Origin of the sequence: Ruegeria sp. R13_0, from assembly GCF_017743995.1 — a bacterium.
Taxonomy (GTDB): domain Bacteria; phylum Pseudomonadota; class Alphaproteobacteria; order Rhodobacterales; family Rhodobacteraceae; genus Ruegeria.
The window spans coordinates 71183-89666 of record NZ_JAGHRB010000002.1 but is presented as its reverse complement, the minus strand read 5'-3'; the positions used below and the strand labels follow the sequence as shown (position 1 = coordinate 89666).

The following is an 18484-nucleotide window of genomic DNA, read 5'->3' as shown; positions in this document are numbered from 1 at the left end:
GCCTCAGTCTCCGTACAGCGCTTCGGCGTGGAACGTGATGTGGTCTTCCATGAAGGTGGACACGAAGAAATAGGAATGGTCATAGCCCGGTTGCAGACGATAGGTCGCCTGCTGGCGGTGCTCGGCGATGGCCGACGCCAGTGCTTCGGGGCGCAGAAGGTCGATGAACTGGTCGCTGGCACCGGTGTCGATCAGGACAGGGCCGTCAAATCCGACCTCTTTCATCAATAGCGAGGCGTCATGTTTGGCCCAGGCGGCCTCATCATCGCCCAGATAGGCGCTCAGCTGTTTGCGGCCCCAATCCGCGCCGGTCGGGTTCGAAATGGGCGCAAAGGCCGAGACCGAGCGATAGCGTCCCGGCAGGTTCATCGCCAGTGTCAGCGCGCCATGGCCGCCCATCGAATGGCCGGTGATGGCCTGACGGTCCATGTCGATGGCAAAGTTCTCGGCGATCAGTGCGGGCAGCTCCTCGGCCACATAGTCCCACATGTTGAAATGCGGGGCCCACGGGGTTTGCGTTGCGTTGACGTAGAAACCCGCACCTTGGCCCAGATCATAGTCTTCGTGATCGGCAACGCCTTCGCCACGCGGAGACGTATCGGGGAACACAATGGCGATGCCCTGTTCCGCGGCCCAGGCCTGCGCGCCGGCCTTGGTCATCGCGTTTTCATGGGTGCAGGTCAGGCCAGACAGGTACCACAAAACAGGAACGGGGCCGTCCTTGGCCTCGGCGGGCAGGAACAGGCCAAAGGTCATATCGCATTGGCAGGCGGTCGAGGCATGGCGGTAGACACCTTGCACACCACCGAAACAGGCATTTTCCGAAAGGGTTTCCATCTGGTCGAGTCCTTAATCTAGGGTCGCGCCATGGCTATCGCCCTTAGGACGCCGCGTAAAGTGCGGCAGTCGCCATGTGCATGACTTTTTGGTGGGGTTGCGCGCTCACAAAGCGGCAAGCCATCCGATGATCAGCGGAACCGTCAGAATACTGGCCGCCGTAGACAGCAGGATCGCGGCTGAGGCGCGATGAGGCGCAACCCCATAATGGGCCGCCAGCATGTAGACATTGCCTGCAACCGGCAGTGCAGCGGCGGCAATCGCAACCGTGGCCGAGAATGTATCGACAGGCACCAGCCACAGCAGGGCGACGGCGACACAGGCGGGGTGGATGATCAGCTTGCAAAAGCTAAGCCAACCCGCGATTTCGATCCGCTCAGCCGATTTTCCGGCCAGCGAGGCGCCGATTGCGAACAGTGCTCCGGGCGTTGCGGCCCCACCCAGAATGGTCAGAAAATCGTTCATCGGACCGGGGACCGGGATCTGCAGCGCCGACCAGATCAATCCGGCCGAGATCGACACGATCATAGGATTCTTAAGCAACCCAACCCCGATCAGGCGCAGCGTTTTAACCGTTAGCTTTCCGTCCCGACCGCCATTGATCAGGATCACAATGAGCGAGGAAAACACCACCAGATCCACCGCAAGGATCAGCATGACAGGCCCGATCGCGGCCTCGGACAGCAGCAGGGCCAGCATGGGCAGGCCGAGAAACCCGACATTGCCGATGGCAGCGCACTGGGCCTCAACCGCGGCGGTGGGGATGTCGAGGCCCCGTATCCATGCCACCAGTGACGCCAGCGCATAGACCGCAAGTGTCCCGATCAAATAGCCGATGATCAGCCGCCCATTGAAAATCTCCGCAAAGGGCAGGGTGGCGGCAAAGCGGAACAGCATGGCCGACAGGGCAAAGAAAAAGACAAACTTCGTCAGATAGGCGGTGGCTTCCTGCGTGAAGAACCGCGTGCGCCCGGCCCAGTAACCCAGGCCGATGATCACGAAGAAGGGAAGGGTGCGCAGAAAGATCTCGACCATACGTACCCTCCTAACATGGATTGCGCGACCTGCAAGTCACGGATCGAATGGCGTTTTGGGTGACGACCCGTCACAAAACACCAAGAATCCTTGTGTCTGAACAGATCGGTTTATAAATTCGGTCCACAACCCGCTGAAGGAGCCCTCATGACCCAATCCGCCACCATCCTGCGCACCGGCCGAAAATTCGACCAGGTTCTGCGCGGGGCCCGAGAGGTTTTCCTCGCGGATGGCTTCGAAGGGGCCAGTGTGGATGACATCGCGCGGGCGGCGGGTGTCTCAAAAGCGACCCTGTATAGCTACTTCCCCGACAAGCGCTTGCTGTTTATCGAGGTCGCGCAGACCGAATGCAGCCGCATGGCCGAGCGTGTGATCTCGATGGTAGATGAAACCAAACCCGTGCGCGAGGTTCTGACGATTACCGCGACGCAGTTGGTCAGCTTTTTCGTGTCGGATTTCAATCGCCAGATTTTCCGCGTTTGCGTGGCCGAACGGGATCGGTTCCCGGAACTTGGTCGGGTGTTTTACGAAGCCGGGCCTCAGAACGGTCAGCGCAAGATGGTCGAGTATCTGGAAAAGGCCGTCGCCAAGGGCGAATTGGTGATCGAGGATGTAATGATCGCAGCCGAGCAATTCGCCGAGCTGTGCAAAGTGCGCCTCTGGCTGCGCGCTGCCTTTGGCATTCAGGAAGAGTTCTCTCAGGCCGAGATAGACGAGGTTGCCCTGCAAGCTGTCGACATGTTCATGGCCCGCTACGGCGTTTGACAAAGTGAAATGGCCTGCAGCCCCATCTGCAGACCATTCCCACTCGTTAAAAACATACTCGTTACCTGAGTACCCACTCACTCGATAAAGGTTTTGGCCAACCGGTCACTTATGGGTTGTGACAGATAGGCGATCACGGCCCGCTCTCCGGTATTGACGAACAGATCAGCTGGCATGCCCGGCACCAAATCCAGCGCTGCCACTGCCTCGGGCTGCTGGGCGTCCAGCTTGACCCGCGCCTTGTAGTAGGGCTCGCCCGTGCGTTCGTCTTCCAAGGCGTCGGCCGATATGTCGAAGATCTTGCCGCTGGCCTCGGGGACATCTGCCTGTGCAAAGGCCGACAAGCGGATGCGGGTGGACTGGCCGATCCGCAGCTTGTCGATGTCACCGGTCTTGACCCGCGCCTCGACAATCAGCGCCTGATCCGCCGGGACAATGTCCATGATGTGTTCGCCCGGACGAATGACGCCGCCCGTGGTCGAGGCCGCCAGGTTGACCACCCGCCCGCTGGTCGGGGCCAACAGCTCGATCCGCTTGCGGCGCTCGGCGGTGCCTGCATATTGCGGGCGCACGAGATCAAGCTGCGCTTCAACCACCGCAAGCTCACCCGCGATCACCTCATCCCGCAGCTTTTGCTGGCTGATCAGCGTCAGTTCCAGTTCTCTGACCTGATTTTCAGCCTGCGCGATCTGCGTGCGCAACGAGGCATCGACACCGTAGAGCCGCTGCAGCTCAATCTGGCGCGAGCTGACACGGGTGGCCGCGACCAACCCTTTGTCCAGCAGGGTCTGCAGGTTGGTCAGTTCGGTCAGAGTGATCTCGATCTGGTTCTGGGTCCTGACACGCTGTTCGGCTAGCCCCTGGGCTTCATCCTTCAGGCCCGATATCCGCTGCTCGTTGATCCGAGTTTCGGTCTGGCGGGCGCGGGCTTCGGCGTCAAACAGCTGCTTCTGCGTCAGATAGGCGGAGGTCCAGTGCAGCCGCTCCATGCCCGCCTGAAAACCAGCCATGGCCGAGGCTTCATCAAACCGGTCCTGACCGCTCATCTGTGCCAGCAGGCGGGCGCGGCGCACCGAAAGCTCACCCATCTGACTGCCCAGCACGTTCAGGTCGACGTCGATATCGGTGCTGTCCAGCCGGATCAGAGGTTGACCGGCCTGAACGAAATCTCCGTCGGCAATCAGGATGTCGCGGATGATGCCGCCGTCCAGATGCTCGACCGTTTTGCGATCACCTTCGACCACGAAAGAGGCAGGGGCAACTACCGCCCCGTCCAGTTTCGAGGCGAAGGCCCAGTAGGCGCTGCCTCCGACAAAGGCCATCAGGGTGATCACGCCGACCCAGACATAGCGTCCGATCCGGGGCGAGGCGCCCGAGATGTCGATGAACTCTGCCTCATTCAGCGACAGGGCATTGCGAGAGGCGTTGTGCGGGACAATCTGTGTCATTGGGCTGCTCCTGTGATTTGCGTTTCCGGGACGGGCTGAGGGGTTGGGCGAGTGCCCTTGCCCGAGCTGTCCAGGACATTGCGGCGATTGACTTTCAGCACGTCATCCTTGTCGCCAAACTGGGTCTGGGAGCCGTTGCGCATGACCATGACCTTGTTGGCGGCCTGCAAGGTTGCGGGGCGGTGGGTCATGACAATGGCGATGGAGCCGCGGGCCTGAGTGGCCAGAATGGCATTGCGCAAGGCCTGTTCCCCTTCGGCATCCAGATCCGAGTTCGGCTCATCCAGCACCAGAACAAACGGGTCCCCATAGAGGGCGCGGGCCAGGGCCAGACGCTGCCGCTGACCGCCGGACAGAAAGAACCCCTGACCGATGCGCGTTTCATAGCCTTCGGGCAGGGCGCTGATCATCTCATGAATGCCAGCTTCCTGCGCGACGCGAAAAACCTCGGCGTCGTCGATGGCGACAGAAAAACGAGCGATGTTTTCGCGGATCGTGCCGTCGAACAGCTCGACATCCTGCGGCAGGTAGCCGATCTGTTTGCCCAGATCCTCGGCGTTCCATTTCGACATTGGGCTGCCGTCCAACAGAACCTCACCCCGTTGCGGGTGCCAGATTCCGGCCAGCATCTTGCCCAGCGTCGTCTTGCCAGAGCCGCTATGGCCGATGACGGCCAGAACGTCGCCCGCGGCCAGATCGAAGTCGATCCCCCGAATGGTGGCATTGATCGCGCGCGGCGGACCGGCCTGAGCGATTTTCACGTCCAGCGTCTTGAAGGCGCGGGGCAGGTGCAGGTTGGGTGTTTCTTCGGCGAAATCTTCGGTCAGCGCTTTGATTTTGGAATAGGATCCGCGCGCGGCCAAAAATCCTCGCCATTGGCCGATGAGCTGATCAATCGGCGCCAGCGCCCGCGCCAACACGATGGTGGCGGCGATCATGACGCCCGCGGTGGATTCGCCGGTAATGGCAAGGGCCGCGCCCAAGCCCAGAATGGCCGATTGCAGGCCCATACGGATGGTCTTGGACAGCACCGAAAAGCCAGCGATACGGTCAGCCGCGCGTGTTTTATGCGCGTGCGCGTCGATTTGAAGGGCGGTCCAGCGGCGCACCAGATCGGATTTCATGCCCAGCGCATGGACCAGCTCGGCATTGCGATCCGAGGTCTTGAACAGCGCGTCCGAGCGCCCGCGGGCCTCGGCGGCGTTTCGCATCGGTTTCTGCGCGCGTGAGTTGTTTATCAGCGCCATGACTGTCAGGGTAACGGCTCCGGCCAGTCCCAGCAGACCCAGCAGCGGGTGCAGGACATAGAGGACCAGCAGGTAGATCGGGATCCACGGCGCGTCGAAAAAGGCGGTCAGGGTCGAGCCCGAGATGAACTCGCGAAATCCGTTGACGTCGTCGACCAGATTCTCGGCGCTTTGTGCTTCGCCCTGAACCCGGCGGCGCATGGCGGCCCCCAGAACAGGCGCGCCGACGGCCATCTCGAACCGGGCGGCCAGGCGGCCAAGGATGCGCATCCGCATCAGGTCGAGGCAGGCGATCACGACAAAGACGCCGCCCAGCAGAAGGGTCAGCGCGATCAGCGTGTCGACATTCTGGCTGGTCAGGACCCGGTCATAGACCTGCAGCATGTAAAGCGGCCCGGCCAGCATCAGCAGGTTGAGAAACAGGCTTAAGAAAGCGACAGCAACAAACCCTTTGCGCAACGAGGCCCATGCGGTTTGTACGGGGTTGGATTTCTGAAACATCGTCTTGCCCTTTTCCGGTTTGGCAAACGGGGCGGTGTGACCCGCCCCGTCCGTTTTCGATTAAGCGACGAAGTCGTCTTCGCTCAGGTCGGTGGTGTTGACGCCCGCCAGACGGACCGAGCCTTCGGTGCCGAACGAGATCACGGCGTCGTTCCCATCCTGTGCGACATTCACCGCGCCGCCGAAATCGGGACCGAATTCTCCGAATTGCAACTGGTCAAGGCCAACCTCGAAGTCCTGGATCACGTCGTCTCCGAAATTCGCGCCGAAGGTGAAGGTATCCGAGCCTGCGCCACCGATCAGGATGTCATTGCCACCCTCACCCGAGATCAGGTCATCGCCGTCACCACCGCTGAGTTTGTTGTCGAGATCGCTGCCGATGATGATGTCTCCATCGTCGGACCCGATCACATTCTCAATCGACTGAAGAACATCGACCTCAATCTGGTTGTCGATGACGTCCTGACCGATGACACCGGTGCCGCCTGTGGCGTTCACGTCAAGCGTGGCACCCGCATCCACCAGCGTATCCTGCACGACCGGGCCATTGTTACCAGCCGGCGCGTTGTGCAGATGGATGGCCGAGACAACACCCGGGATCGGCGTGTTCAGGTCGGCTTCGTTCAGGCCCACAACGCTCAGCTCGCTGGAATAGGTCACCTCACCTGTGTTCAGGTTCTGGGTGATGACCAGAGAGGCCTCGCCAGTGGCTTCGCTGTCCGAGGTCGGCCCCGGTTCCTGCGCCGCGTCCAGACCGCCGCTGAGGGTGACGGTGCGGATGCCATGCTCGGTTTCGACACTGTCCACCAGCAGCTGCCCGCGGATTTCGCCGCCGGGGAAGTCCGATGTGTGGATGTTGTAGTACAGGTTGCCCTGCAGCGCCTGTTCCAAAAAGGCCGCACCGTTGGCGATGTTGGCTCCGAACTGACCGGGGGCAGAGACCACGGCGTCCTTGACCGAGACATTGAAGCCCGTATCGCGGGTTGCTGTGCCATTGCCATTGGCGCCCAGGCGCACTTCGACCGCGACATCCAGATCCGAGAAATCGGCTGTGTCTATACCATCTCCACCGTCGATGAAGTCATTGCCCAGACCACCGGTCAGGACGTTGTCCGCATCGCCTGCGATCAGAACGTCGTCGCCCGCGCCACCGTCGATATTGCCGTTGGTGGTGCCCAGATCGACAAAGATGTCATCGCCAGCGCCCAGCAGGACATTGCCATTGATCACGCCCTCGTCGTCATTGACGATGGTCACGTCACCCGCATCCGAGGCGTCGATTGCATTGACCGTTCCGCGGATCTCACCTTCGTTCAGGATCGCCCCCAGAAGGTTCAGGCCACCGTCAACGCGGATACCTGCGGCTGCGTCCGAGGTCTCGGACCCTGCGATCAGGCCTTCGTTGACGACCACCCCGGCAAATCCGGCCTCTGACTGACTGGTAAACAGGCGCAGGCCATCGCCGACCTGATTGCCCTCAACCGCGTCGCCGCGACCTTGCAGGGTGCCTTCGTTCAGAATGGCTGCCGACACGATATCGCCTTCGACATCGCCGGTTTGCAGCGACACGGCCGAGCCGTTGTTGCCCAGACCCGCATCAACCAGACCGGTGTTGTTGAAGGTATAGTTGTCGGCAGTGCCATCGGCGTAGACGGTGCCGTTGCGCTGGTTGCCGGTGCCGAGGATTTCGCCTGCGTTGACGACCTCAAGCCCTTCGCCGTCGATATTCACCGCACGGCTGTCCGACGTGACGGTTCCACGGTTCACAAACGAGCCGCCGGTGTGATCGCCGGTCCCGAAGTAGACACCGTTTTGCACACCCGCGAAAACACCGCCTTCTTCGTTGACCAGCTGGCCCTGGAAGTTGACGTTGTTCACAGCGCGGAACGCGCCGACGGTTCCGTTTGCACCTTCCGACAGCACAGTGCCTGCGTTGGTGATGGAGCCTGTGAACGTGCCTGCGTTGCCGACATTGCCGATGCGGATACCGTCACCTGCGGCATTGGTGCCCGCTGCCGCGTTGCCGCGACCCTGGATCAGACCGTCATTGTTCAGCGTGAATGCATTCTCGCGCGCGATCTCGGCACCAAAGCCCGACCCTTCATTGCCTTCACCCGCATCGACGACGCCGGTTTCCTTGTTGTTGAAGGTGAAGTCTTGCGCCGTGCCATCTGCGTAGACCGTGCCGTTGCGTTGATTGCCGGTGCCGACGATCTCACCTGCGTTGTTCACTTCCAACCCGATGCCGTCGATGTTGAACGCGCGGCTGTCGGACAAGATCACCCCGGTTTCGAGGTTGTTGAACACACCTCCGGTGTGATCCGCGCCTTCACCGGCGACCGGGTTGCCGAAATAGACGCCGTTCTGGACGCCCGAAATCTGGCCTGAGTTGTTGAACTCACCCTGGAACGACACGCCGTTGACGAAACGCACACCCGCGGCAGTGCCGTTTGCGCCCTCAGAGTCGATAATGCCCGAGTTGTTGATGACCGCATCGGTGACGCCAATGTTGCCCACGTTGCCGACCCGGATACCGTCGCCTGCCGCGTTGGAGCCCGCCGCCGCATTGCCGCGACCCTGAATGGTGCCCGCATTATCCAGCGTGAAAGAGGATGCGCCATCCGCAGTTCCACCGATTTCAACGCCAAAGCCCGACCCTTCATTGCCTTCGCCCGCGTCGATCGTGCCGGTGACGAGGTTGTTGACCGCGAAATCATCAGCGGTGCCGTCGGCATAGACGGTGCCGTTGCGCTGATCGCCTGTGCCAAGGATATCGCCGCCGTTCACAAGGTTCACACCGGTGCCGTCGATATTCACCGCGCGGCTGTCGGACTGGATCGTGCCGAAGTTCAGAACGTCCAGATCATGTGTGCCCTGACCGATATAGAGGCCGTTTGCAGCACCTTCGATCACCCCGGTCGAGGTGTTCAGGATCTCACCCTCGGCGCTCGCGCCATCCGCGATGCGGATACCGGCGGCTGTGCCTTGCGTGCTTTCAGATGTGATCAGCCCGCTGTTGAGGATTTCGGTCTCGAGAATTGTGCCCTCGGCCCCGTTGTTGATCCGGATACCGTCACCGGCCAGACCGGTGTTCGATGCCGCCTGACCGCGGCCCTGAATGGTGCCGCCAAAGCCGTTGAAGATATCGGTTTCCACACGGTCGCCGACCTCATCCCCGACCTGAAGTGAGATCCCAGCGCCTTGATTGCCTTCGCCGGCATCCACCGTCCCGCCCGTGAAGTTCGAGATCGAGATATCCTCGGCGGTGCTGTTGGTGTAGATCGTGCCGTTGCGCTGATCTCCGGTGCCAAGGATGTCGCCGAAGTTGCGCACATCAATGCCCTGGCCCTGAATATCCACGGCACGGCTGTCGGAGGAGATCACGCCGCCACGGAAATTGTCCAGGCTGCCCGAGCTTTCGAGACCCGCAAACTGAACACCGTTAAAGTCGCCCGAGATCTCACCGAAGTTGCGCACAGCGGCGCTGCCAGTGACCTGAACGCCGGTCGCGAGTGCGTCGGGGCCGTTATTCGCCTCGATCACGCCTGAGCGGAAGTTGAACACGTCAACATCCTCGCCCTGCGCCTGAACGGCGGCGACGGCGTTGTTGGTGACGATCTCGCCAAAGTTCAGCAGGCGGGAAAAGTCATTGGCCAGAACAAAGGCGGGCGTGTCATCCACGATCGTGTTCTGGAAGAAGTTGTTGAAAAGGGTTTGGCCGTCACGTGTGGTCTCTTGCGCCAGTGTTGACGTGGTCAAGAGACGGGCGCGCAGGCTTTCTACGAATTGGGACAGCATGGGTCACTCCGTCTGGTTTGTTGCGTGATGCAGGTGGCCCGTTCGATCGGGCAACCGACGCAACAAATCAGTAGGCCTGGCCCGTGGTCAGCGGAAATTCATGGTTCAAATTGGGGGTATAACCAACGCAAATACTCACGGGTTTTGTGAAGTCTTCGCTGGTCAGGGCCTTGATTCAAACGGCGATGCGACGGGAAAACGCGGGTCGCTCACTTATTTGATGACGAAGTTTCACCTATTTGTGACGAATTGTGGGGGTCAAATTTGCCTTAAACCGCTGTCCGGGCTTCTGAAACAAGGGGGCAGCGCGTAGTGTCACAGGTACCTTGACCTATTTGATTGTTTGAATTGCCCCGCCATGAACCTCAGAGACTTGGAATACGTCATTGCCATCGCCAAACACGGCCAGTTCAGTCAGGCCGCTTCGGCCTGCAACGTGTCCCAGCCTGCGATGTCCAACCAGATCAAGAAACTTGAGCAGGAGCTGGGTGCCGAGCTGTTTCTGCGTCTGAACAATGAGGTCCGCCCTACGGTCTGCGGAGCACGGATCGTCGACATCGCAACCCGGATGCTGAATGACGCGCAAAAGATCCGTGACACGGCGACCGAGTTCCGCGACCCCGAGGCGGTGCCCTTCACCATCGGCATGACGCCCACGCTGGCCCCATATCTGACGCAGTATTTCTCAGAGCTGTTCAGCACTTTGTTCCCGCGCATGCGGGTGACAATGATCGAAGACCTGCCGCAAAACATGTTGCAGATGGTCGAAGATCACGCGCTGGATCTGGCGCTTGTCGCCAAGATCAACAACAGCGATGCGCTGGATTTCACCTCGATCTGGTCCGAGCCTCTGTTTCTGGCACTGCGGGAGGGGCATCCGCTGCACACGTTGCCCTCGATTTCTGCGGATGAGGTGCCGGTGCATGATTTCATCCGACTGCCCCATAGCTTCGGCTATGCGCTTGAAGAGCGGTTGCCCAAGCAGGATCCCTATAGCCGTATCAGTAAGCGCTTTGATCTGACCGCTTTGCGGTTCGAGACGATCTGCCGTCATATCTGCCACTCTGACGATTGCACGATTGTCTCTGCTCTGGCCGCCGAGCAGTTCAAGCGGGATAACTGGCCGCTTTGCTTTATTCCGTTCGAAGGGCCAGGCCATCTGCGCGATCTAGGGGCGGCGACGCGACCGAATTGCCCGCGCAAACCGATGTTGGCGCGGATCGGAGAATACATTCGCGAAAAACCCCCGATTGGAGTGATCCCGACATATCAACCCGAGCACGTTGATCCGCCGAAACAGCCAGCGACGGTCTGAGCGTTTTCGGCAAAGGGTTAGTAGGTGGTCCGCATCTGATAACCTTGATGGAAGGTCATTCTGACGAATGTGACCGGTTTGCTTTGGAACCATGTCGTGCGTTCCAGTTGGAACAACGGTGTGCCCGGTGGCACTGACAGAAAGTCCTGCAACTGCCCAGTGGCTGGAACCGCCGAGAAGGCGATCTCAGCGTTGGAAAAGGGGACCTCGGACAGCAGCCATTCATTGGGGCCGGTGGTCAGAAAGCTCTCATTCACCACATGCGGGACGGCATCGACGCTGATCCAGCGCTCTTCGAACTGAAAGGGGCGGTTGTCGGCGTGATGCATGCATTGAAGATGCAGGATTTGTGCGCCTTCCTGCAGGCTCAGCTTGGCCTGTAGCCACGCGGGGCAGTCGATCTGCGTACGGCTGACAAGCGCATAGCGGTATTCGGCATTCATATCCTCGATCGTCTGGCGGACCACGGTGATTGGCAGTTTGGCCTGTTTGACCGGTGTCGTAACGACCCGGGTGCCGCCTTTGCGCTTGCGAGTGATGATGCCCTGTTCTGCCAATTCGCGCAGCGCACGGTTCACGGTGGCACGGGCGCAGCCGAATTCGGCTGCCAGTTCCAACTCGGTCGGAAGCAAACTGCCCTGAGGCCAGATGCGGCTTTGGATACGGTTGATCACCTCGTCTCGGATATCCTGAAAACCGATATTCTTCTGCTCCGTCACGATCTGATCCTGTTTCCTCAATAAGCTTATTCATAATATGTATCGCAGGCGTCCCCCGCGTAAAGAGGATGCCGAGCGTTACAAGTTTGGCAGTATCTCGGCTATGGCTTTTCTGTACCGCGTCACGATCTGGTCGCGTGCCACGTGGTGCCCCTCCTTGACTTTATGCCGCCCGGCTGACCAGAGGTCGGTCACAACCTTGTCCTGTGCGGCAAACACAAGCCCGTCCAGCAACTGGTTCGGCCGCAAAGCGCACAGCGCCGGGTCGCTGCTGTCGATGGCAACGAGGTCGGCCAATGCGCCCTCAGCGATCTGCCCCGCGTTGCGACCCAGCGCCTGCGCTCCCCCCGTCGCGGCACCGCAAAAGAGGGTTTGTCCCACGGACCCTTCGCCAACCACCAGCACATTGCGCGACAGGTCGCGCAGGCGTTGGGAATACTCCAGCGTCCGAAGCTCTTCGGTCAGTGAAATCCGGACATTGGAATCCGATCCCACACCGAACGCGCCGCCTGCGGTCAGATACGTCCCGCCGTTGAATGGGCCGTCGCCTAGATTGGCTTCGGTGATTGGGCAAAGGCCTGCGACAGCGCCTGACGCCGCCAATGCGCGTGTCTCTTCATCGGTCATGTGTGTGGCGTGGATCAAGCACCACTGCCTGTCGACAGGGGCATTACCCAGCAGCCATTCGACCGGGCGTGCGCCCAGGCCAGCCTGCACCTGCGCAACCTCCTTCGGCTGCTCGGCTATGTGGATATGGACAAAACCACTGTGATGGCTCAGCACTTCAGCCAGATCGGCGGGTGAGGTCGCGCGCAGGGAATGCGGGGCAATTCCCACCCGGAAATCCTTGGGAAGTGCAGCGCTGGCCGCTTTGGCCTCGTCCACCAGTCGCAGGAAACGGGTCACGTCGTTGCCGAACCGCTGTTGCCCGGGTTCCAAAGGCACTTCGCCGACACCGGCATAGGAGTAGAGGACGGGCAGATGCGTCAGGCCGATGCCCGTTTCGACAGCGGCAGCCATGATGCGGTCGGATAGCTCGGCCAGCCGCTCATAGGGTGCGCCGCCGGGTTGATGGTGCAGATAGTGGAACTCTCCGACCGAGGCGAACCCGGCCTCCTGCATCTCCATATAGACAAGCGCGGCGATGGCTTGAATCTGATCAGGCGTCAGTTGTTCAGTGAAGCGATACATCACATCGCGCCACGTCCAGAAGCTGTCTCGCCCGGCGCGCCGATATTCGGTCATCCCTGCCATGGCCCGCTGAAAGGCATGGCTGTGCAGGTTGGCCAACGCAGGCAACAGGGTGTCGACTGCAACATCTGCGTCTTGCGCTTTGGCGTCGGCTGTCACAGCGGCGATGTGCCCGTCTTTCAAATCCAGCCTGACATTTTCTGCCCAACCTGTTGGTAGCAGTGCGCGCTTCGCGAAGATGGTCATTTGGCTCTCCATTTTATGGATAGACATAAAACATATTGAAATGTACTAGAAAAGAGAGAATTGCATCCACTGCGAGAATCAAATGCCCACAACCCACATCCTGAAGGACTTGAGCGCCGCAACCATGGCGGAGAATGGTGCTCCCTATGGGGTGATCGAGACAGCGGCAATTGTGATCGAGGGCGATAAAATCGCATGGGTCGGGCCGCAGTCCGCTTTGCCCGAAACCTATGCCGGGTTGTCTGAGACGTCCTGTGCAGGGCGTCTGGTGACACCCGCTCTGATCGACTGCCACACGCATGTGATCCACGGCGGCCACCGCGCGGTCGAGTTCGAGATGCGCTTGAACGGGGCGAGCTATGAAGAGGTCGCCCGCGCCGGAGGGGGGATCATCTCGACGGTAACGGCCACGCGTGCGGCCAGTCTGAGCGACCTAGTTGCGCAGGTTCTGCCGCGTGTGGACGCTATGCTGGCAGAAGGTGTCTCGGTCATCGAAGTGAAATCCGGCTACGGTCTGGATCGCGAGACCGAATTGACCATGCTGCGCGCCGCGCGGGCTTTGCAAGACCACCGTCTGGTGCAGGTCGTAACCAGTTTTCTTGGCGCCCATGCGGTGCCGGTGGAGTACAAGGACAGTCCGGACGCCTATATAACTGAGGTTTGCATTCCAACCCTACGCGCCGCCCATGCCGAGGGGCTGGTTGATGCGGTAGATGCCTTCTGCGAAGGAATTGCCTTTCTGCCCGACCAGCTCGTGCCGTTGTTTGATGTGGCGCGTGAACTTGGCCTGCCAATCAAACTCCACGCCGAACAGTTGTCCAATCTCGGCGGCGCAAAGCTGGCGGCCAGCTATGACGCACTGTCTGCGGATCATATCGAATACCTCGATGACGAGGGCGCGGCGGCAATGGCTGGTGCAGGCACTGTTGGTGTGATCCTGCCCGGTGCTTTCTATACCCTGCGCGAAACGCAATCTCCGCCCATTGATCTGCTGCGCAAGCACAATGTCCCGATGGCTTTGGCGACGGATTGTAATCCGGGATCTGCCCCAATGACCTCTCTGCTCTTGGCAATGAACATGGGCTGCACCCTGTTCCGTATGACACCCGAAGAGGCGCTGAAAGGCGTGACCCTCAACGCGGCCCGCGCGCTGGGTTTGCACGATTGCGGCCAGATTGCACCCGGCATGCGCGCTGATCTGGCGATCTGGAACGTCTCTCACCCGGCCGAGCTGTCCTATCGCATCGGCTTCAATCCGCTACACACTCGCATTTTCGGAGGCGCAGTTTGACCACCCTGACCCTTACGCCCGGCGCTGTTTCTCTGGCGCAGTTGGAGCAGGTGTTCCGAGACGAATGCGCCGTGCAGCTGGACCCGGCCTGCCATCCCGGCATTCAGGCGGCCCACGCGCGCATCGCGGATGCCGCTGCGGGTGAGGTCGCAGTCTACGGCGTCAACACGGGCTTCGGCAAGCTTGCCAGTGTCAAGATTGCGGCCGAGGATACGGCGACCTTGCAGCGCAATCTGATCCTGTCGCATTGCTGCGGCGTCGGCCCAGCGATCCCGCGGGCGCATGCGCGGTTGATGATGGTTCTGAAACTGCTCAGCCTTGGGCGCGGAGCCTCGGGCGTGCGGCTGGAGTTGATCACGCTGCTTGAGGCTATGCTGGCCAAGGGCGTCACGCCTGTGATCCCAGCGCAGGGGTCGGTCGGGGCCTCTGGTGATCTGGCTCCGCTGTCCCATATGGCCGCCGTCATGATGGGCGCGGGTGAGGCCGAATTTGGCGGTAAACTCATGCCGGGGGCTGAGGCGCTGGAGGCAACTGGCCTTACGCCGGTGGAGCTTGGCCCGAAAGAAGGTCTCGCGCTGATCAATGGCACCCAGTTTTCGACCGCTTTTGCTTTGGCGGGCCTGTTTGGCGCGTGGCAAGCGGCCCAGAGCGCGCTGGTCACCTCGGCACTGACCACAGACGCGATCATGGGGTCCACCGCGCCGTTGCAGCCTGAAATCCACAGCCTTCGAGGACATCGCGGCCAGATTGAGGCCGCAGCCACCATGCGCGCCCTGCTGGCCGGATCGGTGATCCGAGAAAGCCACCGCGACGGCGATACGCGCGTGCAGGACCCGTATTGTATCCGCTGCCAGCCGCAGGTCGTCGGTGCAGCAATGGACGTGATCCGACAGGCCGCCACAACGCTTGAGCTTGAGGCGAACGCAGCCACCGACAACCCTCTGGTCCTGTCAGAGGCCGGGCTGATCGTCTCGGGCGGTAACTTTCACGCCGAACCGGTTGGGTTCGCCGCCGACATGATCGCGCTGGCCGTGGCCGAGATCGGAGCCATCGCTCAACGCCGTATCGCATTGATCGTCGATCCGGTCCTCAGCTTTGATCTGCCGCCCTTCCTGACCCCAAATCCGGGGTTGAACTCGGGCCTGATGATTGCCGAGGTCACGACGGCGGCTTTGATGAGCGAAAACAAACATCTCGCCAACCCCTGCGTGACGGACTCGACGCCCACCTCCGCCAATCAGGAGGACCATGTCTCAATGGCGGCCCATGGCGCGCGGCGTCTGGGCCAGATGGTCACCAACCTGGAGCGTATTCTTGGGGTCGAACTGCTCTGCGCCACGCAAGGGATCGAATTCCGCGCGCCATTGCCCACCAGTAAGACGCTACAAGGCGTTATGGCCCGGTTGCGTGCGGTGGTACCGCCTTTAGGTGATGACCGCTATACCGCGCCGGATATTGAGGCAGCCTCGACCCTGATTTCCAGTGGCGAGATCGCGCATAGCACAAGTTTTGCCATGCCGGAGCTGGGCGCGTGACGGATCCGGTTGAGGTCACCCGAGACGATAGCCCCATCGTTCTGGGTCTGCCCCATACCGGTACCTATGTGCCGCCAGAGATTCAGACCAAGCTGAACGTGCGGGGCAGGGCGCTGACGGACACGGATTGGCACATCCACACGCTCTACGACGGGTTGTTGTCCGGGGCGACGACGGTCCGAGCGAGTTTTCACCGCTATGTGATCGACGCCAATCGCGATCCGTCGGGCGTGTCGCTCTATCCCGGTCAGAACACGACTACACTGGTTCCGCTGACCGATTTCGATGGGAATGGGATCTGGGATCAGCCGCCATCCGATGTGGAAATCGCCGAACGCCTCGCCGCGTTTCACGCGCCCTATCATGCCGCGCTGATGGGCGAGATGGAGCGGGTCAGGGCGATCCACGGCATTGCCGTCCTCTATGACTGCCACTCGATCCGCAGCACCATTCCGTACCTGTTTGACGGAGTTTTGCCCGATATGAATTTGGGCACAAATAACGGCACGACCTGCGCGCCTGAGATCGAGGCAGCGGCCCATGAGTTTGCAGCGTCATCACCCTACAGCACCGTCTTGAACGGGCGGTTCAAAGGCGGTTGGACAACGCGCCACTATGGCCGCCCGGCCGAGGGTCTACATGCCATTCAGATGGAGCTGGCGCAATCCACCTACCTCACAACCGAGCGCCCGCCATGGTCCTATGACGACCGCAAAGCCGACCGCCTGCGCCGCTGGCTATTCGATATTCTGGACGCCGTCCAAGACACAGCATTGGAGCTTGCATCATGACCGACCCTCGCAAGAACACCCGCGATATCTATCCACCCACCGGGCCAGAGTTGAACACCAAAAGCTGGATGACCGAAGCGCCGCTGCGGATGCTGATGAACAACCTGCACCCGGACGTGGCCGAGAACCCGCATGAACTGGTCGTCTATGGCGGCATCGGGCGCGCCGCGCGGACTTGGAATGATTTTGATACGATCGTTTCAAGCCTCAAGGATTTGGAAGAAGACGAGACACTGGTTGTGCAGTCCGGCAAACCTGTCGCTATTGTGCGGACGCATATTGATGCGCCTCGGGTGCTGATCGCGAACTCGAACCTCGTGCCGCATTGGGCCAATTGGGATCACTTCAACGAGCTCGATAAGAAGGGCCTGATGATGTACGGCCAGATGACCGCTGGCTCGTGGATCTATATCGGCACGCAAGGAATCGTGCAGGGCACCTACGAGACCTTTGCCGAGGCCGGGCGTCAGCACTATGGCGGCGACCTGACCGGAAAGTGGATTCTGACCGGCGGTCTTGGGGGAATGGGTGGCGCTCAGCCCTTGGCGGCGGTTTTCGCCGGGGCCTGCTGTCTGGCGGTCGAGTGCAATCCGGACTCGATCGATTTCCGTCTGCGCACCAAATACCTGGACGAAAAGGCGGAAACGCTGGACGAAGCGCTTGAGATGATTGACCGCTGGACCAAGGCGGGTGAGGCGAAATCGGTCGGCCTGTTGGGCAATGCCGCCGAAATTTTCCCTGAGATCTACGCCCGGATGCAGGCCGGTGGCATGCGCCCCGATATCGTTACCGACCAGACCAGCGCCCATGACCCGGTCAACGGCTACCTGCCGCTGGGCTGGACCATGGCGCAGTGGAAGGACAAGCGCGAAAGTGATCCCAAAGCGGTTGAGAAAGCCGCGCGCGCCTCAATGAAGCAACATGTCGCTGCGATGGTCGATTTCTGGAACGCGGGCGTGCCTACGCTGGACTACGGCAACAACATCCGTCAGGTGGCGCAGGATGAAGGGCTCGAGAACGCCTTTGCCTTCCCCGGTTTCGTGCCCGCCTATATTCGCCCGCTCTTCTGTCGCGGCATCGGCCCGTTCCGCTGGTGCGCCCTGTCTGGCGACCCCGAGGATATCTACAAAACCGATGCCAAGATGAAAGAGTTGTTCCCCGAGAACACCCATCTGCACAACTGGCTCGACATGGCGCAGGAGCGTATCGCCTTCCAGGGCCTGCCTGCGCGGATCTGCTGGATCGGGCTTGGGGATCGCCACAAGGCCGGGCTAGCCTTCAACGAAATGGTGCGCAACGGAGAACTAAAAGCCCCGGTTGTCATTGGCCGAGATCACCTCGACAGCGGGTCCGTTGCCTCACCCAACCGCGAGACCGAGGCGATGAAGGATGGCTCGGACGCTGTTTCCGACTGGCCGTTGTTGAATGCGCTGGTGAATACGGCCTCGGGCGCCACATGGGTGTCTTTACACCATGGCGGTGGGGTCGGCATGGGCTTTAGCCAACACGCGGGTGTTGTGATCTGTGCGGATGGCACCGATGCAGCGGCCAAACGGTTGGAGCGGGTTTTGTGGAACGATCCGGCCTCGGGCGTTTGGCGTCACGCGGATGCGGGGTATGAGGATGCCAAGGCTTGTGCGCGCGAACACGGGCTGCGGTTGCCGGGGATTCTGGGATAGAGCCTTGGTCAGCGATCAGCGAATTGATGCGTCATATTGAACTTGTGATGCCTGCTGGGTTGCGTCGTGACATTTTGTAGATAATA

General features: G+C 60.7%; 13 protein-coding genes. 6 read left to right on the top strand and 7 right to left on the bottom strand.

Features of this window, described 5'->3' with window-relative positions; all coding sequences use genetic code 11:
- Window positions 1–3 precede the first annotated feature (3 nt).
- Both fghA and J7394_RS02855 read right to left on the bottom strand, forming a co-directional pair.
- Entirely contained in the window at window positions 4–837 is an 834-nt protein-coding gene (gene fghA / locus J7394_RS02860) for an S-formylglutathione hydrolase (RefSeq protein ID WP_209250830.1), read from the bottom strand.
- Window positions 838–942: 105 nt separating this feature from the next.
- A complete protein-coding gene (locus J7394_RS02855; protein ID WP_209250829.1) occupies window positions 943–1872 on the bottom strand; it encodes an AEC family transporter in 930 nt (309 codons plus the stop codon).
- 147 nt (window positions 1873–2019) lie between these two features.
- On the opposite strand from J7394_RS02855, the gene J7394_RS02850 reads away from it, so the two are divergent.
- Entirely contained in the window at window positions 2020–2637 is a 618-nt protein-coding gene (locus J7394_RS02850; RefSeq protein ID WP_209250828.1) for a TetR/AcrR family transcriptional regulator, read from the top strand.
- Window positions 2638–2714: 77 nt separating this feature from the next.
- On the opposite strand, the gene J7394_RS02845 is transcribed toward J7394_RS02850, so the two are convergent.
- From J7394_RS02845 to J7394_RS02835, 3 genes are read right to left on the bottom strand one after another with little or no spacing between them, the layout of a single operon-like run.
- Entirely contained in the window at window positions 2715–4085 is a 1371-nt protein-coding gene (locus J7394_RS02845) for an HlyD family type I secretion periplasmic adaptor subunit (RefSeq protein ID WP_209250826.1), read from the bottom strand.
- Window positions 4082–5833 (bottom strand): type I secretion system permease/ATPase, encoded by a 1752-nt coding sequence (locus tag J7394_RS02840; RefSeq protein WP_209250824.1) that lies wholly within the window; start codon window positions 5831–5833, stop codon window positions 4082–4084. Before J7394_RS02840 ends, J7394_RS02845 begins: the two co-directional genes overlap by 4 nt.
- 60 nt (window positions 5834–5893) lie before the next feature.
- Window positions 5894–9631 carry an S-layer family protein gene (locus J7394_RS02835; RefSeq protein WP_209250822.1) on the bottom strand — a complete coding sequence of 1246 codons (3738 nt, stop codon included), beginning with the start codon at window positions 9629–9631 and terminating at the stop codon, window positions 5894–5896.
- A 358-nt stretch (window positions 9632–9989) separates the two neighbouring features.
- Between J7394_RS02835 and J7394_RS02830 the strand changes: the two genes are divergently transcribed.
- Window positions 9990–10946, top strand: coding sequence for a LysR family transcriptional regulator (locus tag J7394_RS02830; protein WP_209250820.1), 957 nt, complete (start codon window positions 9990–9992; stop codon window positions 10944–10946).
- 17 nt (window positions 10947–10963) lie between these two features.
- On the opposite strand, the gene J7394_RS02825 is transcribed toward J7394_RS02830, so the two are convergent.
- Together J7394_RS02825 and J7394_RS02820 are read right to left on the bottom strand one after the other, a co-directional pair.
- A complete protein-coding gene (locus tag J7394_RS02825) occupies window positions 10964–11665 on the bottom strand; it encodes a GntR family transcriptional regulator (protein WP_170555019.1) in 702 nt (233 codons plus the stop codon).
- A 78-nt stretch (window positions 11666–11743) separates the two neighbouring features.
- Window positions 11744–13102 (bottom strand): formimidoylglutamate deiminase, encoded by a 1359-nt coding sequence (locus J7394_RS02820; protein WP_209250818.1) that lies wholly within the window; start codon window positions 13100–13102, stop codon window positions 11744–11746.
- An 82-nt stretch (window positions 13103–13184) separates the two neighbouring features.
- Here J7394_RS02820 and hutI point away from each other — a divergent pair, with 82 nt between their 5' ends.
- From hutI to hutU, 4 genes are read left to right on the top strand one after another with little or no spacing between them, the layout of a single operon-like run.
- Window positions 13185–14393: an imidazolonepropionase gene (gene hutI / locus J7394_RS02815; protein WP_209250816.1), complete on the top strand. Its 1209-nt coding sequence runs from the start codon at window positions 13185–13187 to the stop codon at window positions 14391–14393.
- Window positions 14390–15928: a histidine ammonia-lyase gene (hutH, locus tag J7394_RS02810; protein ID WP_209250814.1), complete on the top strand. Its 1539-nt coding sequence runs from the start codon at window positions 14390–14392 to the stop codon at window positions 15926–15928. The genes hutI and hutH overlap by 4 nt, the downstream gene beginning before the upstream one ends.
- Window positions 15925–16719, top strand: a complete 795-nt coding sequence (gene hutG, locus J7394_RS02805; RefSeq protein WP_209250811.1) for an N-formylglutamate deformylase — start codon at window positions 15925–15927, stop codon at window positions 16717–16719. The genes hutH and hutG overlap by 4 nt, the downstream gene beginning before the upstream one ends.
- A complete protein-coding gene (gene hutU, locus J7394_RS02800; RefSeq protein WP_209250809.1) occupies window positions 16716–18398 on the top strand; it encodes a urocanate hydratase in 1683 nt (560 codons plus the stop codon). The genes hutG and hutU overlap by 4 nt, the downstream gene beginning before the upstream one ends.
- Window positions 18399–18484: the final 86 nt, after the last annotated feature.